The organism is Brevibacillus sp. FW301-21C12A (assembly GCF_058788915.1).
In genome coordinates this window covers 1-26,685 of sequence record NZ_JBYTBG010000001.1, presented here as the reverse complement: position 1 = coordinate 26,685, position 26,685 = coordinate 1, and the positions used below count along the sequence as shown (strand labels likewise).

Annotated in this window: 31 protein-coding genes, 3 tRNA genes and 2 pseudogenes; 25 read left to right on the top strand and 11 right to left on the bottom strand. The window is 51.4% G+C overall.

The genetic code is table 11. The annotated features are described in order from the left end of the window. The first annotated feature begins 50 nt into the window (after positions 1 to 50). The 10 genes from AC3WQH_RS00180 (at position 51) to AC3WQH_RS00135 (ending at position 7,134) form a co-directional block, all read left to right on the top strand. Positions 51 to 641: a GNAT family N-acetyltransferase gene (locus tag AC3WQH_RS00180; RefSeq protein ID WP_005830964.1), complete on the top strand. Its 591-nt coding sequence runs from the start codon at positions 51 to 53 to the stop codon at positions 639 to 641. Positions 642 to 735: 94 nt separating this feature from the next. Then, positions 736 to 1,152: a DUF3054 domain-containing protein gene (locus AC3WQH_RS00175; protein WP_007783927.1), complete on the top strand. Its 417-nt coding sequence runs from the start codon at positions 736 to 738 to the stop codon at positions 1,150 to 1,152. 59 nt (positions 1,153 to 1,211) lie between these two features. Next, positions 1,212 to 1,343, top strand: a complete 132-nt coding sequence (locus AC3WQH_RS00170; RefSeq protein WP_260507540.1) for a hypothetical protein — start codon at positions 1,212 to 1,214, stop codon at positions 1,341 to 1,343. A 118-nt stretch (positions 1,344 to 1,461) separates the two neighbouring features. After that, positions 1,462 to 1,830: a hypothetical protein gene (locus tag AC3WQH_RS00165; protein WP_007783929.1), complete on the top strand. Its 369-nt coding sequence runs from the start codon at positions 1,462 to 1,464 to the stop codon at positions 1,828 to 1,830. After that, on the top strand, positions 1,808 to 2,449 hold the full coding sequence (locus AC3WQH_RS00160) for a thiamine phosphate synthase (protein ID WP_237716644.1): 642 nt from the start codon (positions 1,808 to 1,810) through the stop codon (positions 2,447 to 2,449). The genes AC3WQH_RS00165 and AC3WQH_RS00160 overlap by 23 nt, the downstream gene beginning before the upstream one ends. Next, positions 2,446 to 3,108 (top strand): thiamine phosphate synthase, encoded by a 663-nt coding sequence (gene thiE / locus AC3WQH_RS00155; RefSeq protein WP_005830956.1) that lies wholly within the window; start codon positions 2,446 to 2,448, stop codon positions 3,106 to 3,108. The genes AC3WQH_RS00160 and thiE overlap by 4 nt, the downstream gene beginning before the upstream one ends. An 89-nt stretch (positions 3,109 to 3,197) precedes the next feature. Next, positions 3,198 to 4,106, top strand: coding sequence for a hypothetical protein (locus AC3WQH_RS00150; protein ID WP_005830953.1), 909 nt, complete (start codon positions 3,198 to 3,200; stop codon positions 4,104 to 4,106). 79 nt (positions 4,107 to 4,185) lie between these two features. Continuing rightward, the gene (locus AC3WQH_RS00145; RefSeq protein ID WP_005830951.1) at positions 4,186 to 4,476 is read left to right on the top strand and encodes an antibiotic biosynthesis monooxygenase family protein; all 291 of its coding nucleotides are present in this window, start codon (positions 4,186 to 4,188) and stop codon (positions 4,474 to 4,476) included. Between the two features lie 344 nt (positions 4,477 to 4,820). Next, on the top strand, positions 4,821 to 6,359 hold the full coding sequence (locus AC3WQH_RS00140; RefSeq protein ID WP_492331866.1) for a two-component system sensor histidine kinase NtrB: 1,539 nt from the start codon (positions 4,821 to 4,823) through the stop codon (positions 6,357 to 6,359). Between the two features lie 271 nt (positions 6,360 to 6,630). Next, positions 6,631 to 7,134: a hypothetical protein gene (locus AC3WQH_RS00135; protein ID WP_206699193.1), complete on the top strand. Its 504-nt coding sequence runs from the start codon at positions 6,631 to 6,633 to the stop codon at positions 7,132 to 7,134. A 17-nt stretch (positions 7,135 to 7,151) separates the two neighbouring features. On the opposite strand, the gene AC3WQH_RS00130 is transcribed toward AC3WQH_RS00135, so the two are convergent. Both AC3WQH_RS00130 and AC3WQH_RS00125 read right to left on the bottom strand, forming a co-directional pair. After that, positions 7,152 to 7,829, bottom strand: a complete 678-nt coding sequence (locus tag AC3WQH_RS00130; protein ID WP_007783939.1) for a response regulator transcription factor — start codon at positions 7,827 to 7,829, stop codon at positions 7,152 to 7,154. Then, positions 7,826 to 9,028 (bottom strand): sensor histidine kinase, encoded by a 1,203-nt coding sequence (locus AC3WQH_RS00125; RefSeq protein WP_007783941.1) that lies wholly within the window; start codon positions 9,026 to 9,028, stop codon positions 7,826 to 7,828. The genes AC3WQH_RS00130 and AC3WQH_RS00125 overlap by 4 nt, the downstream gene beginning before the upstream one ends. A 196-nt stretch (positions 9,029 to 9,224) precedes the next feature. Between AC3WQH_RS00125 and AC3WQH_RS00120 the strand changes: the two genes are divergently transcribed. From AC3WQH_RS00120 to AC3WQH_RS00070, 11 genes are all read left to right on the top strand, one after another. Beyond that, the gene (locus tag AC3WQH_RS00120; RefSeq protein ID WP_005830943.1) at positions 9,225 to 9,611 is read left to right on the top strand and encodes a MarR family winged helix-turn-helix transcriptional regulator; all 387 of its coding nucleotides are present in this window, start codon (positions 9,225 to 9,227) and stop codon (positions 9,609 to 9,611) included. A 77-nt stretch (positions 9,612 to 9,688) separates the two neighbouring features. Then, a complete protein-coding gene (locus tag AC3WQH_RS00115; protein ID WP_005830941.1) occupies positions 9,689 to 12,814 on the top strand; it encodes an efflux RND transporter permease subunit in 3,126 nt (1,041 codons plus the stop codon). 30 nt (positions 12,815 to 12,844) lie between these two features. Continuing rightward, a complete protein-coding gene (locus tag AC3WQH_RS00110; protein ID WP_005830939.1) occupies positions 12,845 to 14,074 on the top strand; it encodes an efflux RND transporter periplasmic adaptor subunit in 1,230 nt (409 codons plus the stop codon). Positions 14,075 to 14,323: 249 nt separating this feature from the next. Next, complete coding sequence (locus AC3WQH_RS00105; RefSeq protein ID WP_005830936.1) at positions 14,324 to 15,034, top strand: cytochrome c biogenesis CcdA family protein; 711 nt, start codon at positions 14,324 to 14,326, stop codon at positions 15,032 to 15,034. Positions 15,035 to 15,058: 24 nt separating this feature from the next. Next, positions 15,059 to 15,592, top strand: a complete 534-nt coding sequence (locus AC3WQH_RS00100) for a TlpA family protein disulfide reductase (protein WP_005830934.1) — start codon at positions 15,059 to 15,061, stop codon at positions 15,590 to 15,592. A gap of 171 nt (positions 15,593 to 15,763) precedes the next feature. Continuing rightward, positions 15,764 to 15,961, top strand: a complete 198-nt coding sequence (locus AC3WQH_RS00095) for a hypothetical protein (protein WP_483072737.1) — start codon at positions 15,764 to 15,766, stop codon at positions 15,959 to 15,961. Positions 15,962 to 16,118: 157 nt separating this feature from the next. Then, positions 16,119 to 16,289: a YycC family protein gene (locus AC3WQH_RS00090; protein ID WP_005830931.1), complete on the top strand. Its 171-nt coding sequence runs from the start codon at positions 16,119 to 16,121 to the stop codon at positions 16,287 to 16,289. Positions 16,290 to 16,442: 153 nt separating this feature from the next. Beyond that, positions 16,443 to 17,009 (top strand): thioredoxin family protein, encoded by a 567-nt coding sequence (locus tag AC3WQH_RS00085; RefSeq protein WP_007783950.1) that lies wholly within the window; start codon positions 16,443 to 16,445, stop codon positions 17,007 to 17,009. 81 nt (positions 17,010 to 17,090) lie between these two features. Next, on the top strand, positions 17,091 to 17,402 hold the full coding sequence (locus tag AC3WQH_RS00080) for a hypothetical protein (protein ID WP_005830927.1): 312 nt from the start codon (positions 17,091 to 17,093) through the stop codon (positions 17,400 to 17,402). A 94-nt stretch (positions 17,403 to 17,496) separates the two neighbouring features. After that, a tRNA-Tyr gene (locus AC3WQH_RS00075) sits at positions 17,497 to 17,581 on the top strand. Positions 17,582 to 17,631: 50 nt separating this feature from the next. Next, positions 17,632 to 17,717, top strand: a tRNA-Leu gene (locus AC3WQH_RS00070). A 53-nt stretch (positions 17,718 to 17,770) separates the two neighbouring features. Here the strand turns inward: AC3WQH_RS00070 and AC3WQH_RS00065 are convergent. Together AC3WQH_RS00065 and AC3WQH_RS00060 are read right to left on the bottom strand one after the other, a co-directional pair. After that, entirely contained in the window at positions 17,771 to 18,382 is a 612-nt protein-coding gene (locus AC3WQH_RS00065) for a site-specific integrase (protein WP_007783952.1), read from the bottom strand. Next, positions 18,379 to 19,056, bottom strand: coding sequence for a tyrosine-type recombinase/integrase (locus AC3WQH_RS00060; protein WP_429788195.1), 678 nt, complete (start codon positions 19,054 to 19,056; stop codon positions 18,379 to 18,381). Before AC3WQH_RS00060 ends, AC3WQH_RS00065 begins: the two co-directional genes overlap by 4 nt. Here AC3WQH_RS00060 and AC3WQH_RS00055 point away from each other — a divergent pair. Further along, a complete protein-coding gene (locus tag AC3WQH_RS00055) occupies positions 19,000 to 19,458 on the top strand; it encodes a transposase (protein WP_242507351.1) in 459 nt (152 codons plus the stop codon). The two genes, AC3WQH_RS00060 and AC3WQH_RS00055, sit on opposite strands and share 57 nt — an antisense overlap. Positions 19,459 to 19,539: 81 nt before the next feature. Here AC3WQH_RS00055 and AC3WQH_RS00050 read toward each other — a convergent pair whose 3' ends face one another. Both AC3WQH_RS00050 and AC3WQH_RS00045 read right to left on the bottom strand, forming a co-directional pair. Continuing rightward, on the bottom strand, positions 19,540 to 20,073 hold the full coding sequence (locus AC3WQH_RS00050; RefSeq protein WP_283857850.1) for a PilZ domain-containing protein: 534 nt from the start codon (positions 20,071 to 20,073) through the stop codon (positions 19,540 to 19,542). Positions 20,074 to 20,094: 21 nt separating this feature from the next. Beyond that, entirely contained in the window at positions 20,095 to 20,535 is a 441-nt protein-coding gene (locus AC3WQH_RS00045; protein WP_007781794.1) for an EAL domain-containing protein, read from the bottom strand. 323 nt (positions 20,536 to 20,858) lie between these two features. Between AC3WQH_RS00045 and AC3WQH_RS00040 the strand changes: the two genes are divergently transcribed. The 3 genes and pseudogenes from AC3WQH_RS00040 to AC3WQH_RS00030 all read left to right on the top strand — a co-directional run bounded on the left by AC3WQH_RS00040 (position 20,859) and on the right by AC3WQH_RS00030 (position 23,060). Then, a complete protein-coding gene (locus AC3WQH_RS00040; RefSeq protein ID WP_005836684.1) occupies positions 20,859 to 21,197 on the top strand; it encodes a helix-turn-helix domain-containing protein in 339 nt (112 codons plus the stop codon). 309 nt (positions 21,198 to 21,506) lie between these two features. After that, on the top strand, positions 21,507 to 22,055 hold the full coding sequence (locus tag AC3WQH_RS00035) for a helix-turn-helix domain-containing protein (protein WP_007781800.1): 549 nt from the start codon (positions 21,507 to 21,509) through the stop codon (positions 22,053 to 22,055). 42 nt (positions 22,056 to 22,097) lie between these two features. Next, positions 22,098 to 23,060, top strand: a pseudogene (locus tag AC3WQH_RS00030) (NtaA/DmoA family FMN-dependent monooxygenase). A gap of 323 nt (positions 23,061 to 23,383) precedes the next feature. Here AC3WQH_RS00030 and AC3WQH_RS00025 read toward each other — a convergent pair. The 5 genes and pseudogenes from AC3WQH_RS00025 to AC3WQH_RS00005 all read right to left on the bottom strand — a co-directional run. After that, positions 23,384 to 23,998, bottom strand: a pseudogene (locus AC3WQH_RS00025) (23S rRNA (adenine(2058)-N(6))-methyltransferase Erm(C)); the annotation flags it as partial. Positions 23,999 to 24,541: 543 nt separating this feature from the next. Then, positions 24,542 to 24,615, bottom strand: a tRNA-Gly gene (locus tag AC3WQH_RS00020). 398 nt (positions 24,616 to 25,013) lie between these two features. Continuing rightward, a complete protein-coding gene (locus AC3WQH_RS00015; protein WP_005834813.1) occupies positions 25,014 to 25,502 on the bottom strand; it encodes a GNAT family N-acetyltransferase in 489 nt (162 codons plus the stop codon). A gap of 78 nt (positions 25,503 to 25,580) precedes the next feature. Then, entirely contained in the window at positions 25,581 to 26,105 is a 525-nt protein-coding gene (locus tag AC3WQH_RS00010; protein ID WP_005834815.1) for a GNAT family N-acetyltransferase, read from the bottom strand. A gap of 290 nt (positions 26,106 to 26,395) precedes the next feature. After that, complete coding sequence (locus AC3WQH_RS00005; protein ID WP_005834816.1) at positions 26,396 to 26,590, bottom strand: hypothetical protein; 195 nt, start codon at positions 26,588 to 26,590, stop codon at positions 26,396 to 26,398. Positions 26,591 to 26,685 lie beyond the last annotated feature (95 nt).

The window sequence follows — 26,685 nt, the reverse complement described above, 5'->3', positions numbered from 1 at the left end:
GAAACTGTACTGCCCGGACAGCCGGGCAGTACAGCAGAGGAGAGACGAAGATGCGAACAATCGAGCCTGTCACATTGGAAGGAAAGCGGGTCAGACTGGAGCCGCTGCGCCCGGCGCATGTGGACGGAATTTTTGCTGCGGGGGCCTTTCCGCCAATCTGGTCGTACATGTCGGTGGAGATTCAGACGCGCGAAGACGCGCAAGCTTTTATCGAGCAGGCGCTGAAAAACGAGGCGGAGCAAACCGAGCTGCCCTTTGCCATCGTCAACCGCGCGGACGGGCAGGTCATCGGCAGCACGAGGTTTCTCGCCATTTCCCGCAAAGATCGCGGACTGGAAATCGGTTTTACGTGGCTGACCCCCGCCGTCTGGAAAACGGCTGTCAACACTGAGTGCAAATGGCTTTTGCTGCGCCACTGCTTCGAAGAACTTGGCTGCATTCGCGTCCAGTTGAAAACCGATGCGCGCAATCTCAACTCCCAGCGCGCCATCGCCCGCATCGGCGGCATCCGCGAGGGCGTGCTTCGCAATCATATGGTGATGCGGGACGGATACATTCGCGATTCGGTTTATTTCAGCATCCTCGACAGGGAGTGGCCGGAGGTGAAGCAACGGCTGGAAATGTTGCTGTTTGGTGAATAAAGGGGCGGGGCGATTGTAGGTCCAAAGCTGCATGTGTACAATAGGGATGAACCTTGAGGAATACCTCTAGTTGCGCTTAGAAAAGAGGGTGTACATGAGACTCCGCATCTTGCCAACCGGCTGCGTCCTGCTCGCCGGGGATCTGCTCGCCTTTTTGCTGTTTGTCTACTATGGAAAGCTGGCCCACAACTTGCCAGTCACGTTTCTCGGAATAGGCGAGACGCTGGCTCCGTTTTTGATCGGCTGGATCATCGCCATCCTCGTTTTTCGCACCTATGCGGAGCGCGCCTACTCGTCCTGGGGACGGCAGTTGCTCACGATGCTGTTCACGTGGACGCTGGCGGCTCCGATTGGCCTATTGATCCGCTCCTGGTGGACGGGCGTGCCGATCACGCTCATTTTTGCCGGCGTGACCTACTTCGTGACTCTGGCCTTTCTGCTTGGCTGGCGTCTGCCCTTTGCGCTGGTCCATGCGCTGTGGAAGCGGACCCGGCACCAGACCGTTCACTAATAAACCGTGCCAAATTGGTTACGCTATCCTGTGTGTGATGACCACAGGAGGTGAATCCGTTGGGCAAAAACAACAACAGCAAAGACTTGGGGAAAAACCGCGGGAAAACGCTCGATCACAACGATCAGAACACGAACCTGCGCCAATCCCACCACAATGACCGTAACGAAGGTACCTCCAAAGACCGCTGAGCTTTCAGCGGTTTTTTTCTGCTTTTCACCAGCCTGGCCCGCACAGCAAATGGTTCGATTCCGGACGAGTTGTGTTATAATAGGTTTTGTTTTTCAAGCGAGTGGAGGGGAAAACAGTATGACGGAACCGTTGCATGACGTACAGCCGGTGACCATGTCGTCACAGGCGTTTTTGATTTTGTGCCGACTCTACGACGGATGCTACGACGAGTTGAAGCAAAACGAGCAGCTTCGCGAGCTGGTCGAATCCATCGGGGATATGCTTTTGGCCGGAGTGGAGACGCTGGAGAAGCAAGAGATCAAGCCAAAAACGATTACCTTTCCACTGACGGTGCAGCAAGCGTTTTTCGTGCGGAGGCTAGTCGTGGAGCTGCTCGCGCAAGCGCCTGCCGGCAACGACGACAAGACGACGCGATGGCTGCAGGAATGCTTGACGGCGTTGTCCGGAGGCGGTGCCAGTGCCGATGCCAAAGCAGATGCGCACTAGCCGGGAGCTTCACGTCATTACGAGCGGCAGGCAAACGCTCGAAGAGGTGCTGCGGATGGCCGAGGCGGCCTATGCCGGAGGGATGGATTACCTGCATATTCGCGAAAAGCAGCGAACCGCCAGGGAATGCATGGACTGGGTTCGGGCTTTGGCGAATGTGGTTCCGCTCGCAAGCCTGCTGGTCAACGATCGGGTCGATGTGAGTGCCGCGTCCGGCTGTGCAGGCGCCCATCTGGCGTACCACAGTCTGGAGGTCAGCGACGCGCGGCAAGTGTTGCGGCGGGAACAAAAAGTAGGTCGCTCTGTCCATTCCTTCGCGGAAGCCGAACAGGCGGTGACAGCAGGGGCAGACTATTTGATGTACGGACACATTTTTCCAAGCGGCTCGAAGCCGAATCTCGCGCCTAGAGGGACGGGCGAGCTGATGAAAATAACGGCCAGGTGGACGGTTCCCGTGATCGGGCTTGGCGGGATTACGCCGGAGCGGACTGCTGAGGTACTCGCCGCAGGCTGCGCAGGCGTTGCCGTACTATCGGGAATTACCAATGCGGCAGATGCGAAGGCAGTGGCTATGGCTTATCGCGAGGCATTGGATCGTTGGGAGGGGAATGAAAAATGAACGACAGGCAAACACTTCGGGAAAAGATGGGCGTTTATTTGGTGATCGGCACCCAGGATTGCGGATTTTCCAGCGAGAAGACAATCGAAATCGCGCGCGAGGCGCTTGCGGGCGGAGTCGGTACGTTGCAGTTGCGCGACAAAGGCAGCAAGCTGACTTCCGAGGAGCGCCACGAGCTGGGACGGCAGCTTCAGCAGCTTTGCCGCGAAGCGCAAGCGCTGTTTTTCGTCAACGACGATGTGGAACTGGCTGTTCGGCTGCAAGCGGACGGGGTACACGTCGGACAGGATGACATGCAGTTGGCCGAGGTGAGAGCAAAAGTAGGCGAAGCCATGTACATCGGCGTGTCCGCAGGGACGGTGGAGGAAGCGCTCGCCGCCAAAAGCGGTGGTGCAGACTGCATCGGGGTAGGAGCGATGTTCGCCACTTCGTCGAAGGCAGATGCGGGCGAGCCGATTGGACCTGAGGGACTGCGCGCCATCCGGGAGGCTGTCGGCAGCGACTTGCCGATCGTGGGCATCGGCGGGATCACGCTTGAGAATGCAGAGCAGGTGCTACGCGCGGGAGCCGATGGCGTCGCTGTCATCAGCGCGATCAGCCGGGCCGACTCGCCCAGGAAAGCGGCGGCAGACTTGCTGCGGATTGTACGCTCGATCTAGCACGGACAAAGAGACGAATACATATGGTAGGGTAACATTACTCATTCACGAAGGAAACCGATACTGGCGACCAAAAGGAGGTGGAACCGATGAAAAATCGGATTTACCGGATCGGATACGAATGGGTCAGCAAACGGGAGTTGCTTGAGCGACTGTACTTGAACGACTGCATCCTGATCGAGCACAAGCGGCTCCAGCCGCCTCCGGACGATCAGGATACCGAATTGCCGCCGGAAAAAGAAGTCCATGCTGTCCTGATTCGCAGTCAGCGACGTCCGGGCGAATGGGTGACGTTTAACGGGCTGTACGAGATTCAAACCCGCGAACCGATTCCGTGGATTGATTCTCCCCTGGAGTATCACCAGTTCGGAACGGAGTTGATTCCGGGCAACATCCGCCGGGAAAAAGCGCCCCAGGGCCGGATTCCGGCGAGGACGAAGCTGCAGATTGCCGCTGTTCGCCAGGATACCGTTTTTGTGACGGTGCCCGGGCATCCATCCCGGCGCTACGAGATGGCTTTGGCTCATGCGCGCTTCGCCAAAGATTTTCCGACGGAACTTGAAATGAAGCTGCAAGTGTATGCGTTTCCACCGCGCCACGACATCTTCGTCGACTGGCTTTTGAAGGAAGGGCGGAAATCGGGAATCATCACACGGCCGAATCAGGAGAGAGTGGAGCGGTCCGCTTTCCAAGTATGGGATGACTTGCGCCAGGAGTACGGGCTCAGCGTCAGCGCGGCACTACTTGCGATCAAGCAGGCGCTGATCGTGCTGGATCGGGCAGGCGTGGAAACCGATTTTCCTTATCCGGTCCAGGAGCGCTCGGACCTTTCCTTGTTCAGCGAGACGGAGCGCGACGCTTTTTACTCGTACCAGTCCGTGCGCTGCGCCATGGCGGCTGTCGCGGCTTTGCTGACGGTTGATCCAAAAGACCCGTTGCAGGACACTTTGTTGATGGATATTATGCTGGAGCAGCAGATCAACCGCAGACGTGACTGACGCGTCTGCGGTTTTTTGTTTTTCGCTGCGTCGTTGTATAATGGAAGGGCAACCCATTTAGAAAAGGACGTGGACAAGCATGTACGTATCAATGAACCGATTGAAAGTTCCTGCCGATTACCAGTCTCACCTCGAACGCGCTTTTGGCGGCGGTGGCGAGCGGATGAAGGAAGTTCCAGGGTTTTTGGAGTTTCTCTTCCTCGCGCCGACAGAAGGCGACGAGTACATCGTCTTCACGAAATGGACAGATGAACAGGCGTTCCAAAACTGGACGCAGAGCGAAGCGTTCAAGCGCGCTCACGCTGGCACAAACCAGAACAGCCCGGTCAAATCCGACTTGCGCAACTACATCGTGAAAGCTCACTCATAGGAAAAAGGAAGCATTTGTCGTTGCTGGGCAAATGCTTTTTTTCTTAATCGTTGAACAATAAACGTTTTTTTGCCAAACTCATGCATGATCGTGATATGATAGAAGTAGATAAGAGAGCGGTTTCAATTAGCTTTCTGGCAGGAAAGTTGTCTACAAACAATCGCCGGCAGACGGCATGCGCGGCAACCCTCTCACGTCAGCGGGATCGGCTGGCGATAATCTACCTGTTTGTTGGACACTCTTCTTTACATCATGTCGGTTTTGTGTCCATAATAGAATCATTATCATACATACTTGAAGGAAGGCCTCAATGAAGCAAGAAGAAGAAAAGGAGTCAGAGCGTTTTGAAAAATCGAATAAGTAAGTATCTTACTCATTTGGCCCCTGCAGCGGTGGCCAAAACGTTTTCTTTTCTTTCTGAAAAACACGACCACTCTGCTTCGCTTCTGGGAGACCGCGCACATACTGAGGCTTTGCTTGTCCAATTGCTCTTTCGCTGGGCGGAAGTTGTGGAAGAGAATGATCCAACAGCAGCAGAACAAGAAATTAACGAAATCGCTTACAAGTGTTTGCTTCAAGGATTGAATCTTGCGACGCTGGTGCAATGCCTGCGGGTGTGCCGGGACAGCATTGTCGAGCAGATGAACAACGACTCTGCCATGCTGGTGCAAAGCGAGGCGGAGCAGCTTGAGCTTTTACGGGGACAATACGCGTTTTTTCTGGCGATGGACCAGTTGATTGCCCAAGTCGTGGGCGTCTACAGCCAGGAGCATCGACCGCCGAGCCAGCAGCCACATACGGGCACGGCTCTGGAGCGGGCGCAGGGGGAACAATTCGCCCTGCTTGCCGAGCAGGAGCTGGTCCAACTGGTGCTGCATTCGAGCGACATAGCCGTTTTGATGATTGATCGCACGCTGAAAATTATCGAGGCCAACCATGCGTTGTGCCATCTGTTTGGCGTCAAACGCGAGCAAATTATCGGACAGAACATTGACGAAGCTTTCTTGCCGCACGAGAGTGAAAGGTTCGTCCAATGGGTCGTCGAACGCGGACAGTCAGGCCATTACATGGCAGAATACCGTGCAAAATGGACGACAGTCAGCACCAGTCCGATTTTTTACATGGGCGAGATGTGGGGAGCAATCGCCGTTTTTCGAAATATTACCGAGAGCAAACGATACGAGGAAGAGCTGAACAAGCGGGAAGCTTTGGCGGCTGTAGGACAACTAGCCGCAGGGATGGCGCATGAAATCCGCAATCCGCTTACTTCGATCAAAGGCTTCATCCAGTTGTTGCGCGAGCAGGGAGAGGCGGGGCGCAGCGAGTCCTACTTTTCCGTCATTTTGACGGAGATCGAACGCATCGACGGATTGTTGAACGACGTGCTGGTTTTGGCCCGGTACAGGGATGACAAAATCGTTTCCGAACGTTTTCTCGTGCTGGACGAGCTTTTTGGGGTCATTCGTTTACTGGAGCCAGAAGCCAATCGCAGGGGGATCAAGCTGGAGCTCGACATCACCCCTGGCGAATGGTACGTGTTCGGCTACCGTTCCCGCATCAAGCAGGCGATCCTGAACATCATGAAAAATGCGTTTGAAGCGCTGCTGACCAAAGGCAGCGTGGTGCGCGTCACCGTCTGCGCCTCCATCAGCCAGGTCGTCATCGTCGTCGAGGACAACGGGCCGGGACTGAGTACCGCTTGTCTGGACAATTTGTTCGTGCCGTTTTTTACGACCAAGCAGGAGGGGACAGGACTTGGCTTGTCCACGACCCAGCGCATCATTGCAGATCACGGCGGCGAAATTTTTGCCGACAACTCGCCGCGACTGAATGGAGCGCGCTTTGAAATCCGCCTGCCTCTTTCCGTATCGGAAAACACATAGAAGCTGTTTCCTTATCCAAAAAGACGGAGCAAACCATCCGTCTTTTTTTGTTGCCTTCCTCCGAAAAATGCGGCGTCTGTCCAATCCGGATTTCACGCCAAAAGGCGCAGTTCTGTGCGGGTTAATCTGTTTGAAGTAGGCATGAAGTCCTTTTAGCTCAAAAGGTTGCAAGTCTTTCGAATCAATCTCTATGTAAGATGTTGTCAAACTGTGTCGTTTGGTGGAATAATTTACAAAAAGGCTGAACGGAGTTGAACGTAGAGTGATCCGGATGTTGCATAAAAACGAAAAGAGGTGGAGCTACTGGGAAGCGTGGTATGACGAAAAAGACCGTCTGTACACGGTCCATTACGGTCAGGTAGGCGAGAGCGGCGACCACTATGCGATCGTGGCTGAGCAAATCGAAGGAAAGCCGACTCATGTGCTGCAAAACTGGGCGGAAGAAATGAAGGAAAAAGGCTATGCGGAACTGGCAAAAGAAGACTGGCAGAAGCTGGTGGTGAGCTTTCCGCACCTGTCGGAAGCAGATGTGGAGATGAGGTATGCTATCGAGGCGTTGCTCGATGAATGTCTCGGCCGGACTGGAAACGGGCATAGTGACGGAGGAGACGACAGCCGGGACGAGCTTGCCGTCATTTGCTGCGTGATCGACATGGAAAAAGCAATTGCCGCCGTCCAGGAAGCCATGTCTGCCGCCCGCCTGCACGACGGGCTGGTGATATGGCGCTTGCAGGACGACGGCACGCGTGTCTCGCTCTATCCTTCTGCCTGCTGAAACGAAAATGTTTCGTCTTACTTCACGATTTTGAGTCGAAGGGCTTTGGCGACTGCCTGGGTGCGGTCCTCGACGCCCATTTTTTGCAAAATGCGGTGCACGTGTGTTTTTACCGTGCCTTCCGAAATAAACAAATTTTGCGCGATCTGATCGTTTCGATACCCGTAGGCGATCTGTTGCAGGACGTCAAGCTCGCGGTCTGTCAGCTCATCGAGCAGGGCTGAAGGAGCAGAGGCGTGTTCGGAAACGCTGCGCTGAACTTGCAGGGCTTCCGCCAGCGCCTTGGCTGCTGTCGCGGTATGAAAAAGAGCTTCCCCCTGGGAGGCTCTGCGTATCAGGTCGAGCATCTCCTGCGAGTCGGCGTCCTTCAGCATGTAGCCGACAGCGCCTGCGCGGATTCCTTCCACGACGTAATTGTGGTTGTCAAAGGTGGTGAGAATCAATACTTTGACGGCCGGATGCATGTTCATGATCTCCCGTGTCGCTTCAATCCCCGACTTTTTCGGCATTTGCACGTCCATCAACACTACGTCTGGCACGATTTTTCCTACCAGCTCCACAGCTTCTTCCCCGTCAGAGGCTTCTCCGACGACCTCCATATCTTGCTGCATTTGTATCACGTAGCCCAACCCTTGGCGAATCATGTTTTGGTCGTCTACCAGGACCACACGAATTTTTTTGGCTTGGTCTGTCATGTTCGTATGCTCCCTTCTTTTTCCAGATGTTCCAGCGGCAATCTTACATCGAGTTTGAATCCATGCGGTTCTTTTGCCGAATAGGACAGGCTGCCGTTCAACTGCTTGATGCGCTCGGCAATCCCTGTCAGTCCAAACCCAGGCTTGATTTGATCCTGGGGAGTGATGTCACCGTCGTCCTGTATCGAGAAGTAGAGGGAGCCTTCCCGCTGCTCGATCATGACCTGAATTTCTTTTGCATTGGAGTGGCGCAGCGTATTTGTAATCGCTTCCTGTAAAATCCGGTAAAACGTGATCGTCAGCTCCTGGGACAGCGGGATATCCAGCTCGGATGAGATGAGCTCCATCTTGATCCCTGTATGCTTTTGCGCCTGCGACAGCAAAGCGCGCAGCGGAGTGAGTCCCAGCGATGTTTTGTCCATGGCGAGCGTATGCACGGAGGTGCGGATTTCTTCCAGGCTTTGCTTCGCTACGCCGAGCATGTTGCGCACGGCTTCCTGCGCGTGCTCCGGTCCGTCCTGCAGCATGTACTTCAGCGCGTGAAGCTGGACAATCAGCGAGGTAAGACTGTGACCCAGCGCGTCGTGAATGTCGCGGGCAATCCGCGTCCGTTCCTCCAGAACCGCTACCTGCAACGAGTGCAAGGCCGCTTCCTGAAGCTGGGAATGCGCTTCCTGCAGCTCGGTATGGGCTTGTTGCAGCTCCTCCAAATGGGCTTGGTTCGTTTTGTACGCCTCGCTTTGAATCCGGTATCCCCGCGCCCCGATATAGCAGCCGATGTACGTCAGGATAAACGGAATGATATGCGGAAATTGGAGGATGCCGTAAAAATACAAAAACAACGTGGTGCACGCGCCAAAAAAACTCGCGTAAGCCAGCGCACGCCGTCCTTCGATGTAAAAGCCGATAAAGACGGCGAGCGGGAGCATCATTCCGAAGCCTTCTCCTCCGGCGAACACGCTTTTTAAGAGCGCCATGGTGCCGAGCATAACCGTAGCTAGTTCAAATTGGTACGGCTTCCAGTTCCTTTTTGAAATCCAGAATACCACAATGTAACAAAAGAATAGTACAATCGTAAGAGAAAACTGTAAGGGAGTCTCGCGCATGAACGAATCTGGCAGCAAGGCCAGCACGATCAAAATGGAGAACCAGATGATTAGCAAACGTTTTTGAATCGCTTTTATACTCAGTTTCAGCAAAAAGATATCCTTCTTTCTCTGGCCGGATGCTCGTTTACTTTCATTCTAGCACGGGGTGTCGTCTATCTCCAGATAGACCCCTCGCTGACGGGAAATCAACCTGCTGATAGACTTCACTACTCATGACTATAGGTAGAATAAATCTTGGCTAATAAAAGATGTAGATGGGTCATGTGGGATAGTGAGGGAGGCTTTCATGAAAGAACTGATTCAGTTGGCTAAGCTCCTGAAAGAAGCGAGTGCCTTGTTTGCGTCCATTTCCAAAAAGGAACTGGACAGCACTGATCTGAACTGGCAGCAGGTGCTGATTTTGGAACAGCTCAGCAACGGTTCAAAAACGATGGGGGAAATTTGCAAGGCTGTCGATCTTCCGTACAGTACCACGTCAGGATTAATCAACAGGCTGGAGCAGGAAAATCTGGTGCGTCGTTTTCGAGACCAAACCGACCGCCGAATCGTGTGGGTTTCCTTAACGGAGCGCGTGTCTGAACAACGGGAATTGAAGCCGGAAGATCCTCACGCGATCTCATCTCTTCATGCGCTGCAACAATTGTTCTCCCAAAAGAAAGAAATAACAGGCTAATTGTCGCTTCCGGCAAATGGCAATGCCGAAAGTGTCACGATTAGCCATGTCAAGTTTTCCAGAAGAGGTGAGTGGATTTGAATCTGTCTGAACTCTCGATTAAACGTCCGGTCACGATGATTATGCTGACCGTGGCCATGCTGATTTTCGGTTTCGTCTCCCTGCCTCGCTTGGCGATTGACTTGATGCCGGAGCTGAATTTTCCGGTTGCCGTGGTCGTCACGTCTGTGGACGGGGGCTCACCCAGTGAGGTAGAAAAACTGGTGACAAAACCGATCGAAAATGCGCTAGGTACGGTTTCCAACCTGGACAGCATTTCATCCGTGTCTATTGAAGGGGCCTCGCAGGTCATCCTCATGTTTAACTGGGGAACGGATCTCGATCAGGCCACTCTCGATATGCGAGAGAAAGTCGATCAGGTGAGGAGCATGCTCCCTGATTCCGCGCATGCGCCGCGGGTATTGCGCATCGATCCGAACAGCCAGCCGATCATCCAGTTTGCCGTCACAGGCGAGCAGGATGTCAACAAGCTGAAAAAGCTCGCGGAAGACATGATCCAGTCGCGACTGGAGCGTATTGACGGCGTCGCGGCTGCTTCCATCAGCGGCGGTCAGGACCGAATCGTCGACGTCATCGTCGATCCGGCCAAGCTCTCCGCGTACGGACTGTCCCTGGAGCAAATCCAGCAGGCGCTCGCAAGCGGCAACCTGTCTGGCTCCGCCGGTTCCGTCCGTGAAGGGGACAGCAAGATGAACATCCGCGTCCAGGGTGAATTTGCCAACGTGGAGGAAATCGCGCTGACGCCGATTTCGGTAGGGGCCAACTCCATTCGCCTGAGCGATATTGCCGAAGTCAGAGATACGCTCGAAGACATTACGCAGCTCAGCTACGTAAATGGCAAACCGAGCCTCGGTATCTCCATTACGAAAGCTTCCGGCGGAAACACCATCGAGGTGGCCGACGAAGTAAAAGCAGAGCTGGAGAAAATCAAGGCGGATTTGCCGGAGCACGTGCAAATCACTACGACGCTTGACACTTCGACCTACATCAAAGATTCGATCTACACAACAGCGGAGCACGCGCTGCTCGGTGGACTGGTCGGGATCATCCTGCTGTTCTTCTTCCTGGGCAGCCTACAGTCGATGCTGATCGCGATTATCGTGTTGCCTGTATCCATCGTCGCGACCTTCCTGTTGATGTACATGACAGGACAGACGATCAACCTGATCTCGCTTTCCGGTTTGACGCTGGGGCTGGGGTCATTGATCGACTTTGCGGTCGTTATGCTGGAGAACATCTTCCGCCAGCGGGAGCAAGGAAAAGGCATGATGCAAGCCGCGCTCGACGGCTCCAAAGAGGTTGGAACGGCCGTTATGGCCTCCGCCTTGGCGCAAATTTGCGTATTCTTGCCGATTGCCCTGACGGAAGGGATTGCTTCCGAGCTGTTCGGACCGCTGGCTTTGACAGTCGTGTACTCGCATATTGCGGCACTCGTCTTCTCGATTTTGCTGGTGCCGATGCTCAGCTCGCGCATTTTGAAGAAAGTACCGAATCATGCGAATCACGAAAATTATCGTGGCATCAACCCGGTTACTTGGTTTAACATCGGGTTTGGCAAAGTGGAAAAAGGCTACCAAAAGCTGCTGGCATGGGCTTTGGGCCACAGAAAAACAGTCATGTTTTCTTCTGTCGTCATGATGGTCGGCTCGCTTGCCCTGACGCCGCTGATCGGGGCGGAGTTCATCCCGAGCATGGACCAGGGACAAATTTCTGTATCGGTTAAGATGCCAAACGGAACCGTTTTGGCTGAGACGGAAAAAGTCGCCAAGCAAGTAGAAGAGATTGTGAATCAAGTGCCGGAAAAAGACATTGTGGCGACGTCGATCGGCAGCAACGGTTCGCCGATTGCAAGCACGCTGTCCTCCAACCAGGCAACGATCACGCTGCTGCTCGTCGACGTGACAGAGCGCAAACGTTCCTCAAGCGACATCGCCATAGACTTGCAGCAGAAGCTGAAAAATATTCCGGGGCCGGAAATCAAGGTGAGCGCAGCAGAAGGCATGTCCATGGGCTCGCCAATCGAGCTGAATGTGCGCGGCGACGATTTGGCCGTCCTCAAAGACATCAGTGCGATCATCAAGGGCGAGGTCGAAAAAGTACCTGGCACGAGCAACGTTACAACTAGCCTGGAAGCGTCCAGACAGGAATTTGAAGTCAAGGTCGACGCGGAAAAAGCGAGCTTGTACGGCTTGTCGACAGGACAGATTCTCTCCAGCGTCCGGACGGCCTTCCAGGGGCAAACGGTCACGAAGTATCGTACAGGCGATGACGAGATTGACATTAACCTGAAGCTGCCTGAAAATTATCAAGAAGACATCAACTACTTGAACAACCTGCGGATTGCTGCGCCAGGCGGGGCACAAATCGCGCTGTCCTCGGTGGCTACCATCAGCAAAGTGGACGTGCCGCTCACGATCAACCGCTCCAACCTGACGCGCGAAGTGAAGGTTACGAGTGATCTGGCCGGGCGTGACCTGAATTCCGTCACACAGGAGATTACGGCGAAATTGAACAACCTGAATCTCCCGGACGGTTACAAAGTCGAGTTCGGCGGACAAAGCCAGGACATGGCCGAGTCGTTCGGCAGCCTCGCGCTCGCGATTCTGCTCTCCGTTGTGCTTTTGTACATGGTGATGGCGGCGCAGTTCGAGTCGTTTTACAGCCCGTTCATCATCATGTTCTCGGTTCCGCCGACGGTTACAGGGGTTCTCCTGGGACTTTTGGTTACCGGAACGACGATCAGCGTATCCGTATTGATCGGGTACATTCTCCTGATCGGTCTGGTCGTGAACAACGCGATCGTGCTGATCGACTACGTGAACCAGTTGCGGGCAAAAGGCTGGGAGCTGCGCGAAGCGATTCTCCATGCCGGACCAATCCGTCTGCGTCCGATTCTGATGACGACGCTGACGACGATCCTCGCGATTGGACCGCTGGCTTTTTCCGGCGGATCGGGTACAGAGACACAGGCACCAATGGCTATCACCGTTATTTTCGGTCTGAGCTTTGCGACACTCATTACCCTTGTTTTGGTTCCGGTCGTCACTTCGTGGTTTGACGATATCGGCAAAAAGCGTCGTGAAAGACGCATGAAACGGAAAGAAAAGAAACAAAAGAAAACCGTTCCCGCTTTGGAATCGTAAGAAGCGTTTGTGGGATGAGGAGGGACATTCATGAAACTTAGCATAAAACCCGTCATACTGGCCGTATTGGCCGTAAGCCTCGTGGCAGGTTGTTCCAGCCCGCAAGCGGAAACACCGCAGGCAGAAACGGTGGAAGCGGCAACACCTGTCCAGGTCGAAACAGTCGCCACAGGCTCCGTCACGACAGAGTCGGGCCTGACGGCGAAGCTGGCGCCGAGTGAAGAAGTACAGCTCACTCCGAAAATGGGCGGCAAGATCACTTCGCTGCCCGTGCAGCTCGGACAGTATGTGACAAAAGGCCAGGTGCTGTTTAAACTGGATGAAAAAGATTTGCAAAACAGCGTCAAACAGGCGGAAGCCGCATACGAGCTGGCCCAGGCGAGCTTGAATCAGGCTGGAAGCAGCTCGGATCAGGGACTCGTTCAAGCGCGCAACGGACTGAAGCAGGCGGAAGTCGCTTTGGCTGACGCGAAGCTGAACCAGCAGCGGATGAACCAGTTGTATACGCAGGGAGCGATCTCCGCCCAGCAAATGGAGCAGGCGAACATGCAGTTGACCAACGCGCAAACTGCTTATGACAACGCGCAGCAAAACTTGCAGGTCGCCCAGCAAAAAGCGAACGTGCAAGTGTCGGCGGCTTCGGCGAAACAGGCTGCGGTCAGCTTGCAAAACGCCCGTGAGCAACTGGCGAACGCGACCGTTACTTCGCCAATCAACGGCTTTGTCTCCAGCGTAAACGGAGCGGTCGGCCAAATGGCAGGGCAGCAGCCAGTCGTGGTAGTAGTCAACACCAACCCGCTGCTCGTAAAAGCGAACCTGTCCGAAGCGGACATCACGAAAGTCAAAGTCGGCACCGTCGTGAAAGTGAACGTGCAATCGACTGGAAAAACGATTGATGCCAAAGTAACGGCAGTCAGCCCTGTGATGGATTCCGCGCTCAAAGCGTATCCGATCGAAATTACGATCCCGAACCCATCCAATGAGCTGAAGTCCGACATGGTCGTCAATGTGACGTTCCCATCCGACGGAGCGAGCGGCGCGAAAGCTCTCGTCATCTCGCGCAAAGCAGTCTTTGACCGCGACGGCAAGCAATACGTGTTCAAGCTTGAGGGCGACATTGCGAAGCAGGTAGAAGTCACTACGGGAAAATCGTCCAGCGACAAGATCGAAGTCACAAGCGGCCTTGCAGAAGGCGACAAAATTGTCGTAACCGGAATCACGATGCTGCAGGATGGCAGCAAGGTTAGCATTCAGCAGTAAAACAGGAGATGGAAGGAAGAGGCGGAGCGATTGTCCGCCTCTTTTTTCTATGAATATGGAAAAAATCTTCGCCCAAGCCGCTGCCGCTGGGAAAAAGGGCGGAGGAATCGGTGCGTGTAGCCCATAACGGTGATAATGGTAACGTAATTGTCACGGATTTAAGACAAAGTGCCGGTTTCGCTTTTGAAGGGGAGAAAGATTCGTTACAATAAGGAATATAGTGGAGGAAACAACCATTCGGAGGTACATATGACTGGGAATCTTACGGTGTTTTTGGCGTTTGCGGCGGGGTTTCTCTCGTTTATTTCGCCTTGCTGTCTGCCGCTTTATCCGTCTTTTTTGTCCTACATCACCGGAGTGACAGTGGATGAAGTGAAAAAAGGGAAAGCCGTCTTCCAAAAGCAGGCCCTTTTACATACGCTTTTTTTCATCATCGGCTTTTCCATTATTTTTATTGCCCTGGGGCTGTCTACCTCGTGGATTGGCAATCTGTTCGTCAACCAAAAGGACCTGATCCGGCAGCTTGGCGGGATTTTGCTCGTCATTATCGGCCTTGTCATGCTGCAAGTGTTTAAAATGGACTGGATGATGCGGTCGTTCAAGATCGATTTAAAATCGCGCCCTTTGGGGTATACTGGGTCCATACTGGTGGGAATGACCTATGCTGCTGGATGGACGCCTTGTGTCGGACCGATTCTCTCCGGCATTATCGTGCTCGGAGTCACCGATCCGTCTCGGGCCTTGACGTACACGTTGGCCTATACACTCGGGTTTGCCATTCCGTTCTTCGTCATGACGTTTTTCATCAGTAAAGTGAGCGCGATCGTCAAGTATTCGGATCAATTCATGAAAGTCGGCGGCGGCGTGATGATTTTGTTCGGCGTGCTGTTGTACACGGACAAACTGACAGACATTACGCGCGTGCTCATTCAATTGTTCGGAGGCTTTACAGGATTTTAAGATCAGTCATGCAGAGGTGACGAAATGAAAAAGCTGTTGCTGGCGGTGCTGGTGATTGCGGGAGCAGGAATCGCGGTATGGGAGAAGCCGGAGTCATCAGCGTCAGTCGTAGCAGATGTTCAGAAACCGGAAGTAGGCTACATGGCGCCTCACTTTACCCTGACTGGCCTGGACAATCAGACGTACAAGGTCGAGGGAAAAAGGAACAAGCCGTTGCTGCTCAACTTTTGGGCATCCTGGTGCGGGCCATGCCGGATGGAAGCGCCGGATTTGCAGAAAATCTATGAGAAGTACGGCGGACAGATTGACATGTACGGGGTGAACGTGACGAGCAGCGACAACCCCGAAGCCGCGCAAGCTTTTGTGCAAACTTACAAGTTGACCTTTCCCATCCCGATGGACGTAAGCGGCTCGGTGTCCAACCGTTATCTCGTACAGGCTTTCCCCACGACTTACTTGATCGACGCACAGGGCATTATTCGCAAAAAAATCATCGGAATGATTGACGCAAGCACGCTGGAGCTGGAGCTTCGGCAGCTTCAGAACGAGAAAAAGTAGCGAACGAAACATCCGAACCGCTGGCGCACGCTGCCCGGCGGTTTTCTTTTGCCGTCAAAGCGAGCGTTGGCCCATTTTGCCGACAGCGATCCCGTTTTGTATGTTTGCCTAAAGAACAGGGTTGTTCTCCCTCATAGACTGGAGTGAACCAGGGCAAAGGGAGGGGATCGGATGGCCAAGGGCAAAAAGGTAAAGAAAAGAAACAGTCGGCAGCACCCCAATCAACTGAATTTGAAAATCGTGACCTCCAGCACATGCCTGGCATGCAAGCAGCAATGCGCGCGCGGCTTGGCGTATTTGGAGCGCATGTCCCAGCCTGGTGCGATTGGAAACGAGGTTCCCTGTATTCTTACCAAACCAAAGGCGTAAGCGAAAACAGGTACCCGATCGTCAGGAGATAATCCCTGCCAGAAGGCTTAAAGCAGGGGATTATCTCTTTTTGATTGGGGCAGCCCTCTCTGGCAGCTTCGGACGCCATGTATTATACTGAAAAGACCGCATTTCGCAACCGAAAGGAGCTGTTTTCATGCGTCCCTTGCAAATCTCGCCGGAAACCGCAGTGAAGCTTGCCGAAGCCTTGAATGTTCCATTGGAGCGGCTGATGCACATGCCGCAGCACATTCTTTTGCAAAAAATGATGGAGCTGGCCAAGCAGGAGCAGGAAGCGGACAAGCAAGCGCCTGGCAAATCCGAGTAAGCTAGACAAGCCAGCGTCGCGTTTGTCGACCGCACACAGCCGCATCTCCGGGCAGGAAAAACGGCGAGCCGCTTTTCGCAGAAAAAGGACTTTTGCTCCTGCTGTGGAAAAGATACTAGAACAAGTCCACATACATACATGGGAGGCAAGCACATGGCTGCAAATGTCGCACATAAGTTTCGCACGGGACTGACGCCAAAAGCGTTCGTCGAAGGCATGACCAAAAATCAGGAGGCTTTCCAAAGCTGGTCGGAAGCGTTTGCTTGGGCAGATGAGCAGGAGCGGGCGTTTTTTGCCTCGCTGCAACATCGGGATGACCTCAGATGCCTGATTCTCGCCGCAGAATGGTGCGGGGACGTGGTACGAAACTTGCCCGTCGTTCTCCACGCGCTGAAAGAAACGGACATGCCTGTCGAAATCATGGTCATGGAAGACCACCTCGACCTGATGGATGAGTTTTTGACCATGGGCGGCCGCGCGATCCCGGTCGTTATTTTCGCAGATACAGGCGGACATGTCCTGGCCAAATGGGGCCCGCGCCCAAGCCACGTCCAGGCAGTCATGACCGCATTCAAGCAGCAAAATCCCGACCGCAACGCGCCGGACTACGAAGAAAAAATCAAAGTAGCGCGCGCGGAAATGCTCAAGCAGTACGGCGAAGGAACCGGCTACCAGCAAGTCATCGTCAAGGAATTGAAAGAGCTGCTTTCCGCGATTTAGGGAAAGGCAGAAGCGAAAAGGACGAATACAGGGCGGAGTCGCGGCTCCGTCCATTTTCATGCAGAAAGGCGGAGAAAGTGCATGCACTACTATGGAAACGAAACGATCATGTCGCTGGAGCAAGTTTTGCGCTTGCAGCCCTCTGAAGTGCAAATTTTGGAGTGGGTGCGCACGTACGAGTTTTTGGAAAATCGCTTCGGCATCGACGAGTCTGTGCCGTATTTTTTGGAGATCAAATGCGAGGCAGGGCAAGTGCTCATCCGCAAAAACCGCATCCTCGAATTTCCCGACTACGCCTGTGAGGAGCAACGTCATTTTCCGGAGGTGGAGCAGGCTCTCGCCGTTTTTCAGCAGTGGGCGCAGGAAATTTTGCAGCAAACGGAAATTCATTGAGTAAAATTTATTGAAGGATCAACTTGTTCATGGTAGATTTAAAAGCGTCGTCTCTGATAGATACAAGTGAAAATCAGCAGGCGCACGCTAAGCTGGGGAGATAGTGAAGTGGCTAAACACGGCAGACTGTAAATCTGCTCCCTCCGGGTTCGGCGGTTCGAATCCGTCTCTCCCCACCATTGATTTTTTAGCGAAAATGTGCTAGTATTAAACTACAGCTTGTTTACATGCCGGTGTGGTGGAATGGCAGACACGCTTGACTCAAAATCAAGTTCTCGCGAGGGAGTGGAGGTTCGAGTCCTCTCACCGGCACCATAATCTAGGAGAATGTTCTTTAGGATTAATAACCTAAAGAATTTTTTTGTTTTTTAAAGCTGTAAACATTCGCTCATTGCATGGGCTGAAGTGATTTTCGTACTGACATCCAAATGGGCATAAATATTTGCTGTTGTTGAGAAATCGCTATGCCCCAACCATGCTTGTATTTCTTTCATGCTAACTCCATTGGCCAGAAGTAGGCTGGCGCAGCTATGCCTCAAATCGTGATAGCGAATTCGTCGCAAATTATGCCTTGAGAGTACGATGGGAAAGAGTTGCATAATATATCCTGGCTTAATTCGATGCCCTAGCTTGTCCAGATAAATGTAATCGAGGTAATCGGTGCAGTAAGAATCTTTATATAGGTATCTGTCTTGTTCTTGTTGTTTCTTTATCCGTAATAGAAGTTCTTCAAATGCTGCAACCAGCGGCAAGGAACGATGACTTGATTTATTTTTGGTACGGTCTTTCTCTACGATTATAAGTTTCCCTTCAACAGACGTTTCGATCACAGTATGTTGAATGGTTATGGTTTTATTCTTGAAGTCAATTGCATCCCACTTTAACCCGACTACTTCACTTCGACGTAAGCCATAAAATGCAGCGAGCAATACGGCTAATTCAATTGGATCGCCTTTGACCGCGTCGAATAACCTGTTCATCTCTTCTTTGTCATAAAAACTGCCGACAAATTTATTTTTTTCGGGCGTTCTACTTTATCCGCGGGATTCGATGGAATCATATCCGTTTTAAACGCATATTGAAGCGCTTTTCGGATGTTAGCGTGGTAGTGAATAACCGTATTCGCCGTAACGCTGCGGACCTCTAATTCATATTGGTAATAATCCTGAATATGCTTTGGCTGCAATTTTTTAAGCCGAATCCCTTTTTCTTTGAAATAGGGAGCTATTCTCCCTTTTATAGCGTTTGAATAAGAAGCATACGTTGTAATTTCAATACGATGTTTCATCATTTCCAGCCACTGAAGCATAAAATCAGAAAACAATGGGTTTTCTTGATCTACTTGTTGGGGAACTTCAAAATTTTTACGAGCTTCAATAAGCAATGCTTCGGCTTTCTTCTTATTGCCTTTCACAGACAAACCCGTGGAAATCCACTTATTTTTCCTCTTTCCGCATTCGTCTTTATAATTTAAGACGATGTAGAAATAACCTTTCTTCTCCTGTAGGTGGCCTGCTACCAAATCATGTCCCTCCTTGACATAGCAGCCCCAATCTCCTACCATTGACGATAATCGGCAATTCAATACACTAAAGCGTTGGAAGCTACCCGAAAACGCACTCATGCTCGTGGAACACATCGTCGGGGCAGACATGAGCAACGCCTGCTCCATACGATCCCTGACAAGCTGAAGCCCGAAGAGCTTCAGGAACTGAAGATTTGGTTAGCAGAAGATCCACATCTGGAACGACTCTACTTTGCGCTTCAAGACATAAGAACCGTGTATGCCGTTGAAACCCAAGAGGCAGGGGAGGAAGCGCTTCAGAAATGGATTGTCGACCATCTCTATTCTCCGACTCCTGCGGTTCGTTCCATTGCCAAAACGATTGTCCAGTGGCAAGAGCCCATTCAGCATTATTTTTCCTTTCGGGTAACGAATGCCAAGATTGAAGGGACACACAACAAAGTGAAGGTAATCAAACGAAGAGCCTACGGCTACCGCAATCTAGAGAGATTCAAGATTCGCATTAGACTGGAGTGTAAACCGGCTACATAACTACGAAAAACTGAGATAGAGGGAGATCAAGCACGTTTTACGGTGAAGAGCTCTTGAAACAGGTGCGCAACTTTATTATGGTTATTCCGTCTTCTTCCTTCTTTCAATTTCCATTCTTTGTATCACCTGAAGTAATCGTTGTTCTTCTTTGGGATCCGCTTCAATAAAGTCAATTCCATAAATTATTTCATTCATCAGTTCCTCTTTTCGTATAATCTTTCCTTTAAAAGTAAACTCCTCATCATCAAGCACAAAATAGAGTTGCAAAAAAACCTGTTTTCTGACAGGCAAATCAAATTCACAGCTCAATTTTATACCTGTACGGCCGATGTTCTTTATCTTCCCTTCTCCTTTTCTTTGCATCAAAGGTTCCAATAATTTATCACCAAAATCGATAAACTCAAATATGCATACCTGATCCAGAAGATTTATTCGGAAAGCCCTTCTTCTTTCCGTATCTCTCAATTTGGCTTTTAGGTCAGTCAGTGACTCTTTTAATAGATAGATTTGGTCATCCTTTCTTCTTAATTGCCTCATATAGATCCAGTGTATTAGCAAAAGTATCAGAATAATCAAAAACACAGTCAGGATACTTCCCCATATCACCTTTTCCATATCACACACTTACCCCTTCTTTTAGTGAATCTCGCTGATCGGCAAGGGTTCTCCTAATAAGTATCCTTGCCCTAAATGAACTCCCAATAACTTAGCCATTGCTAAATTGGTTGGCTCTTCAATCCCTTCCAATATCAATTTCATGTTTTTTTGCTGGCAAAGCTTCAAGAGCATCTGAATCTCGTTTTGTTTTTTAATTGAAGCGGAAAGTTTCACGGCATAATATCGATCCAATTTCACAAAGTCTGGCTCAAGTTCAATGACAGTCTGCAACGATGACTCCCCTTTACCGAAATCATCAATTGCAATGGCATACCCCTTATCCTTCAAAAGATGTACCACTTTTAGCCAGAGCATGATGAACGGAGCAAATATCCAAGTCATACAATCTGTTTTTTTCAATTGCCAAACGAAAAAACAATTCGGGATTTTTGAAAAACTTGCAACGTAACAAAGCTTCATACCCGAATACTTTCCAATTTTCCATTACATACAGCGGTTGGAAAACATGTTGAAACATTTTCTTTCGTATGATGTCCTCTAAAAGATTTCCATTTTCGTCTGACGTGGTGAAAACTCCCAATCTTTTCACTTGAATCACCAGTTATAAAAGAGAATAGCGCTAAAGGCATGGGTATTTAAACCCATTACACGACTTTATTCGCCTTTTTTCGACGTTTTTTGCAAAAAATAATACTTATACTATATCATCGTTTTATTTTTTATATCTATTGTCTCTTGGGGGAGCCTAAGACTAAAGATACAGTTACCTAAGAGGTGGTAGAATGAGTGACTTGCCAAAGCTTATTGGGGAAAGGATTCGAAAATACCGCAAAGCAAAGGGATTGAGCCAAGAGGAATTAGCCCACTTAGCCAATCTCCACACTACATATATTGGGCAATTGGAACGTGGAGAAAAAAACGCCACTTTGGGGAGTGTAGAAAAGGTGGCAAACGCCCTGGGGATTCCGTTAGAAAATCTTTTTCGGTCAATCCACTCTAATCCAGATTCTCAAGAGTATACATTGTCCCGAATCGTCACCCGCTTGCAAACAAGGAGCATTGAGGATCAAAAAATCTTCCTCAAGTTACTAGATCTATTGCTGGACTGGAAAGATCTGTGAAAAACATTCGTTTAGCAAGTATTCTTGAAATGTCAAAAAAAGGCGGAACCACATTCTCCGACCCTCTATTTCATATTGCGTATTCAACATCATTAAGTTTTGCTTGTATCTCGTCCACTGTGCTTACTGCCCCCTCCACTTCAAACTAAGTTTGAGCAAATTTACAATAATCGGAGACTAAACGGGATCCCCATGCCCTAATATTCTGTCAATTTGTACCGCCTGTTATTTCGGACAGTCTCCGCCGATTCCAGCAAACGAAATAAGTAAGAGGAAACGTTTTGCTTCCCGTTCGATCGCGTTTTCCGGATGAAGCCGGCTCATCGCGTACTCGTCGATTGTCAAGCTTTGCTGCGGCGCTGGCCGAGCGAAGATGAGCTGGAGCAATTCAAAGGGCAGATCGCTTTCCAGCAGTTGCTGTGCTCCCTGTTCGAGCAAACGCGAACGGTAGAAGAAGAGGACTCGGCGGCTGCAATCGAGCGTTCGATTGAGTATGTGCACGAGCATTACGCCGAAGAGCTGACCGTGCAGCAATTGGCGAGGCAAGCGAATCTCAGCGTTCGTCAGTTTACCCGTTTGTTCAAAAGGGCGACGGGAAAAAGCCCGATCGGTTACTTGACCGCCTACCGCATCAACCGCTCGAAGGAAGAACTGCTTAGCGGCGGCGAGCTGTTGCATACGATTTCGCGCAACAGCGGATTCAAAGACACCCATTATTTCAATCGGCGGTTCAAACAAATCGTCGGCCTTCCCCCGAAACAATATGCGCGCTTTCGGGGCTACGATACGAAAATCGTCACGCTGCACTATGTGGGCCTACGACGCGATTACGCTGGAATGGAAACTGGAGATGGTTGACCGTCTCTTATTCGATTTACCAATGACTGGGGTGGGTCCATCATGAGCAATGGCAAGAAGCAGTTGAAGCTGTCTACTTCGCTCATTACGCCGGGTTCTTCCGGCGGGGGCTGGCGGGATCAGGCGGCACAGCCGGAACGAATCCTGGACTTTGCCTTTTATCGTGAGCTGGCGCGAACGGCAGAGGAAGGCAAGCTCGACTATATTTTTCAACCGGATAAATATACGGTATCAGCGAACAGCCCCGAGGAACTGCGCCGGGGGATCAACATTTGGCCCTGACCGTTGACGTTGCTGTCTGCCCTTGCAGGTGCGACTTCGCATATCGGCTTGTCTGCGACGGTGTCGACGACCTACCATGAGCCGTTCCATGTCGCGCGCATGCTGGCGACGCTCGACCATCTGAGCGGCGGCCGTGCTTCCTGGAACGTCGTCACCTCGATTGGCGATCTGGACGCGCACAACTTTCGCAACGATCACCGCCCGCGACACGAGCAGCGGCACGCGCATTCCGAGGAATTTCTCGATGTGGTAAAAGCACTGTGGGACAGTTGGGAGGACGATGCGATCAAGATAGACCGGGAAGCGGGCGATTTCGCCGATCCTGGCAAAATTCATGCGTTGCATCACGAAGGGACGTGGTTTTCCGTGCGCGGTCCGCTGAACGTGGCAAGGCCGATTCAAGGGCATCCTGTCATTGTCCAGGCGGGGCGGTCCGATACGTTCAAGGAACGGTCGGCCCAGGGGGCAGACGTCGTGTTCACCGCTTTACGCACCTTGCCGGAAGCGCAATCGTTTTATTTCGACCTGAAACAGCGCTTGGCCAAATACGGCCGGGCTGAGTCTGATCTGCTGCTGATGCCGCCGCAATCGCTGGACGATCTCGTTCACTACGTGATCCCCGAACTGCAAAACCGCGGCATTTTTCGCACGGAATACAGCGGTAATACGCTGCGTGAACATCTCGGCTTGCCGCGCCCGTCCAATCGCTTCGTCGTCCGCTGACGGGAAAAAACGAGGGTGACGCCTTTTCCCAACCGGAGAGCCATCCAAAAGTGCCATTGGCGATGGAAAAGAGCGAGAAAATCGTCAGTTTTTCGAAACCGGGGAGCAAAAAAGGGTGCTCATCGGGGGCTGGGGGCTTTTCGCCAGTTTTCGCCGTTCTTTTAAATGCGTGCGTTATGCGTTACGATCTGCGCCTGAGAAAGAGTGCAAACGGAAAAGCCTGTCAGCTCCAAGGGGATGAGGCCCTAAGAGCTGGCAGGCTGTTTTTGCTTGCACATGTTCGGCTGTTCGGCAACGGCTTGAGACTGCGCGCTGATGTTTGGCTACTTTTTTCTCCCTTTTGGCCATCTGAACGGCGGAACGTATTTGACCATCGTCTCAAACATTACGCCCCACTGCTCCTCGCTTAAAGACTCCACCCGCAAATCCGCTGTTCCCTTCAGGTTTCGCTTTAAATGCGTGATTTGCGGAGGGGTAAAAATGCCCCGAACAGCGTCGTCGATCGCTGCCTTTGGCGCTTTCAGGATGTGTTCGGCAAGTCGGTGGAAAAGGACGTGATGTTTCAGCGGGACAAGCGGCTTTGCTTTTCGCGTAATGAAAAGCATGGCCGAATCCACCTTCGGAGGGGGAGCGAAACATTCCCTCGGCACGGTTTTTACGTAACAAATGTCAAACCACATTCTCCAGGCGGCCACATACGCATCTTTGACCGCTTTGGCTGTAAATCTTTTGGCGGCTCCTTTTTCCATAACGAGAACGCCTCTCTGAAAGCCGCTCGCCGGGTGGTTTAACAGCATTTTCATGATCGGAGTCGTGATGGAATAGGGGATGTTGGACACGACAACAAAGTTTTCTTTGGGAAGCTGCAGCTTTACGATATCTTGCTGAATGATCGTCACATTCCCGTTGTGCGCTGTTTTTAGCTTCAAAGTTTCGATCAGGCGGCCCTCTCCAATTGGAAATCACGGGCACTCTGCCTGTGATGGAGAGCAAACGGAAGAAGACCTCCGCGTACGCCAATTTACGCGTAAGTGGCCATAGCGAAACAAGATCCCCTGTGCCATACGAAAAGAAAAGGGGAAATGTGCATAACAAAAGAAAGGCAGTATGATCTACCTTTCTACACCTTGCCGTATATTTCATGCAAAATGAAGATTATTAAAAGAAGGCAGACTAATCCCGTTTACCCTGCTCACACAAGCAGAGCCTTTGAATATACAATTACTTATTCAAAGTCAGGGAACGTAGTCTCATATAATCCATCTTTTAATAATCCTCTTTCGAAATTTTTTACATACATTTACAATGTAGCATCATCTTTGCAGGGGAGTCAACACCATTTGCGTGTTTGACCCAAGAAATGGCCTCGCATGAGCTTTTAACCAGGGGGTTAAACCGCTTTTTGGGCTTGTGGTGCATGTCTATGCGGAAGAAGGAAAAGAAAAAACCTTGCATCAGCAAGGCTTTCAAAAGCTTTTGTATGGAGCGGGTGATGGGAATCGAACCCACGCCGCTAGCTTGGGAAGCTAGAGTTCTACCATTGAACTACACCCGCAAAACGTCGAGACTGGCTTGTCCTGTTTGTTACACACAGTGAAAATGTTTCATTCCTCTGTTATTTATTATAGCAGCAGCATCCTCCAAGTCAAGGAAAGGATATCCATAAAGGTTTGCTTGGGGCAAAAAAAGACGGAAAATGTTACGCCAGCCTGTTCGTCGGGCTGTTGTCGATGGGGGATGCAGGTCTGACAGGCAACGATGCGTTCCGTGTTGTCTCGGATATCCAGCATAGCTTCTATTATCAACGGCTCTGTTAAAACGGCGGTGTTGAGTTGATAGGCAAGCAAAACGAAACCCCACAGACGAATGGTGGGGTGTATGCCGTTTAAAAGCTTGTCAAAAGCTTGCGAGCGATATCCGTTCGCTTTCTCATCATGGCCCGTACGCGAAAAATTACGATAATGCTTTTATCATGTTGTACCACTTCTCTCCGGCATGTTCAGAACTGGAGAGCCCCTTGTTGACGTAACCATGCTTTTCGTAATAGCCAATTAAGTTTTCTTTGCAGGTAAGGGTGATCGTTTCACGATGTTTCTGTCTTGCTTCTTGTTCCAGGTGCATCAGCAGCTTTGCTGCGATGCCGTGCTTTTGAAACTGCGGGTGGACCGCCAGTCCCAGGATGCTTTGATGCCCGCCGGTTGCCGGGTTTTTCTTTATATGCGTAAACAAATCGTCGGTTATGTAGGCGGTTTCGATGACGGGGCCGTTAATTAACCCTACAATTTCCCCGTTTTCTTCGGCAACATAAAAGCTATCTGGAATCATCTGAATCCGCTTTGCAAACGCCGCTTTCGTTGCCGCCTCTTCTTCCGAAAAACAGAGCTGTTCAATGACGACAAGCTGCGGCAAATCTTCCATCTGGACTTTTCGAATGTGGAACACGAATACCACCCTTTGCATTTTGGTAGGAAGCAGGCTACTGGTAGAGAGATTTCTCCCTGCCAAAAGCCGACGAAAGACTCACTTTTCCAACGAATAAAAACAGTCATTCACCAGCTTTCCGGCAATTTCCGTATTCTCCGGCACGATTTTATCCAGCTTCATCCCGGCCTTTTCCAAAACGCGCCTGGAAGCGGCGTGCTCTTCCGAACAAACGGCCGTAAACACTTTGAATCCATACGTACTGGCAGCGAAGTCGAAGACGAGCTGGAGCGCTTCGGTAGCATAGCCTTTGCCTTTGTGCGCTTCTACGATGATGAAGCCTGCTTCCGCCGTGAGCGGCTCGCGCCTGCGGGTGCAGAGGCTCATCAGACCGACGTCGCTGCTGGTCGCCGCCTCGCGGATGATCCAGGTGAGCCAATGCGTCGAATCGAGGCTCCACGGAGCGAGCTCTTTTTCGAAGTTGCGGCGAATTTCTTCTTCGCTCATCGCTGCCCCGATGTGTTGCATGAGCGCCGGGTTGGAGTAAATGGAGCGGATCAGCTCCCAATCGGTTGGGGCCAGTTTGCTCAAGGTGAGGTGCGCACTGAAAAGTTGCTCGTTCATCGGATTCTCCTTTGGGGGCGGTAGAGTAGTCGACAAAGCTGCCGGCGATACGGACGCAGCTTTGTTGAATGGCTCGCAAGCTGCTCAAGGACAGGAACAGGGATGGTCTTTCGGGGAACGCCGGACACATCCAGCCAGACATCGAGCGAAGCTTCTTCCCAGGCGGCGCGGAGATATTGTGCTGGCTTGCACGAAGTTGGACAAATTGGTCAGCAAATTCGCTCGCAGAATGGATTTCTTCCATTGATTGCGTTCGGATGCGGGGACAGCAATGACAGATAAACGCTTCGCTATTGTTCTTTTCGAAAAAGACTTTTTATCGCTTCAACGCCAATCGCGAGTCCGAAGAAGGCCAGGAAGAGAACGCCTACTACGTTGAGAATGGCGAGGAGAGCCTCGACAAAGTCAATCCGATGCCTCGGTTCAAACAGGAGAAACAGGACGCCTGTCAACAATCCCGCCCCTAAATAAGCCAGTCTTTTCATAAAGAAGCCTCCTCTCTGTGGTATTATCCCCTCATGGTAGACAGTGAAAAAAGACCTCATGGTATGATGAGATCAACACTGTTGACCGGAGGGGA

Bases quoted from the DNA above. Each gene is read 5' to 3' on its own strand.
- AC3WQH_RS00180 (WP_005830964.1), top strand. From the start codon at position 51: ATGCGAACAATCGAGCCTGTCACATTGGAAGGAAAGCGGGTCAGACTG.
- AC3WQH_RS00175 (WP_007783927.1), top strand. From the start codon at position 736: ATGAGACTCCGCATCTTGCCAACCGGCTGCGTCCTGCTCGCCGGGGAT.
- AC3WQH_RS00165 (WP_007783929.1), top strand. From the start codon at position 1,462: ATGACGGAACCGTTGCATGACGTACAGCCGGTGACCATGTCGTCACAG.
- AC3WQH_RS00160 (WP_237716644.1), top strand. From the start codon at position 1,808: ATGCCAAAGCAGATGCGCACTAGCCGGGAGCTTCACGTCATTACGAGC.
- thiE (WP_005830956.1), top strand. From the start codon at position 2,446: ATGAACGACAGGCAAACACTTCGGGAAAAGATGGGCGTTTATTTGGTG.
- AC3WQH_RS00150 (WP_005830953.1), top strand. From the start codon at position 3,198: ATGAAAAATCGGATTTACCGGATCGGATACGAATGGGTCAGCAAACGG.
- AC3WQH_RS00145 (WP_005830951.1), top strand. From the start codon at position 4,186: ATGTACGTATCAATGAACCGATTGAAAGTTCCTGCCGATTACCAGTCT.
- AC3WQH_RS00135 (WP_206699193.1), top strand. From the start codon at position 6,631: ATGTTGCATAAAAACGAAAAGAGGTGGAGCTACTGGGAAGCGTGGTAT.
- AC3WQH_RS00130 (WP_007783939.1), bottom strand. From the start codon at position 7,829: ATGACAGACCAAGCCAAAAAAATTCGTGTGGTCCTGGTAGACGACCAA.
- AC3WQH_RS00120 (WP_005830943.1), top strand. From the start codon at position 9,225: ATGAAAGAACTGATTCAGTTGGCTAAGCTCCTGAAAGAAGCGAGTGCC.
- AC3WQH_RS00110 (WP_005830939.1), top strand. From the start codon at position 12,845: ATGAAACTTAGCATAAAACCCGTCATACTGGCCGTATTGGCCGTAAGC.
- AC3WQH_RS00105 (WP_005830936.1), top strand. From the start codon at position 14,324: ATGACTGGGAATCTTACGGTGTTTTTGGCGTTTGCGGCGGGGTTTCTC.
- AC3WQH_RS00100 (WP_005830934.1), top strand. From the start codon at position 15,059: ATGAAAAAGCTGTTGCTGGCGGTGCTGGTGATTGCGGGAGCAGGAATC.
- AC3WQH_RS00095 (WP_483072737.1), top strand. From the start codon at position 15,764: ATGGCCAAGGGCAAAAAGGTAAAGAAAAGAAACAGTCGGCAGCACCCC.
- AC3WQH_RS00090 (WP_005830931.1), top strand. From the start codon at position 16,119: ATGCGTCCCTTGCAAATCTCGCCGGAAACCGCAGTGAAGCTTGCCGAA.
- AC3WQH_RS00085 (WP_007783950.1), top strand. From the start codon at position 16,443: ATGGCTGCAAATGTCGCACATAAGTTTCGCACGGGACTGACGCCAAAA.
- AC3WQH_RS00080 (WP_005830927.1), top strand. From the start codon at position 17,091: ATGCACTACTATGGAAACGAAACGATCATGTCGCTGGAGCAAGTTTTG.
- AC3WQH_RS00065 (WP_007783952.1), bottom strand. From the start codon at position 18,382: ATGAACAGGTTATTCGACGCGGTCAAAGGCGATCCAATTGAATTAGCC.
- AC3WQH_RS00060 (WP_429788195.1), bottom strand. From the start codon at position 19,056: ATGTCTGCCCCGACGATGTGTTCCACGAGCATGAGTGCGTTTTCGGGT.
- AC3WQH_RS00050 (WP_283857850.1), bottom strand. From the start codon at position 20,073: ATGGAAAAGGTGATATGGGGAAGTATCCTGACTGTGTTTTTGATTATT.
- AC3WQH_RS00045 (WP_007781794.1), bottom strand. From the start codon at position 20,535: ATGAAGCTTTGTTACGTTGCAAGTTTTTCAAAAATCCCGAATTGTTTT.
- AC3WQH_RS00040 (WP_005836684.1), top strand. From the start codon at position 20,859: ATGAGTGACTTGCCAAAGCTTATTGGGGAAAGGATTCGAAAATACCGC.
- AC3WQH_RS00035 (WP_007781800.1), top strand. From the start codon at position 21,507: ATGAAGCCGGCTCATCGCGTACTCGTCGATTGTCAAGCTTTGCTGCGG.
- AC3WQH_RS00010 (WP_005834815.1), bottom strand. From the start codon at position 26,105: ATGAACGAGCAACTTTTCAGTGCGCACCTCACCTTGAGCAAACTGGCC.
- AC3WQH_RS00005 (WP_005834816.1), bottom strand. From the start codon at position 26,590: ATGAAAAGACTGGCTTATTTAGGGGCGGGATTGTTGACAGGCGTCCTG.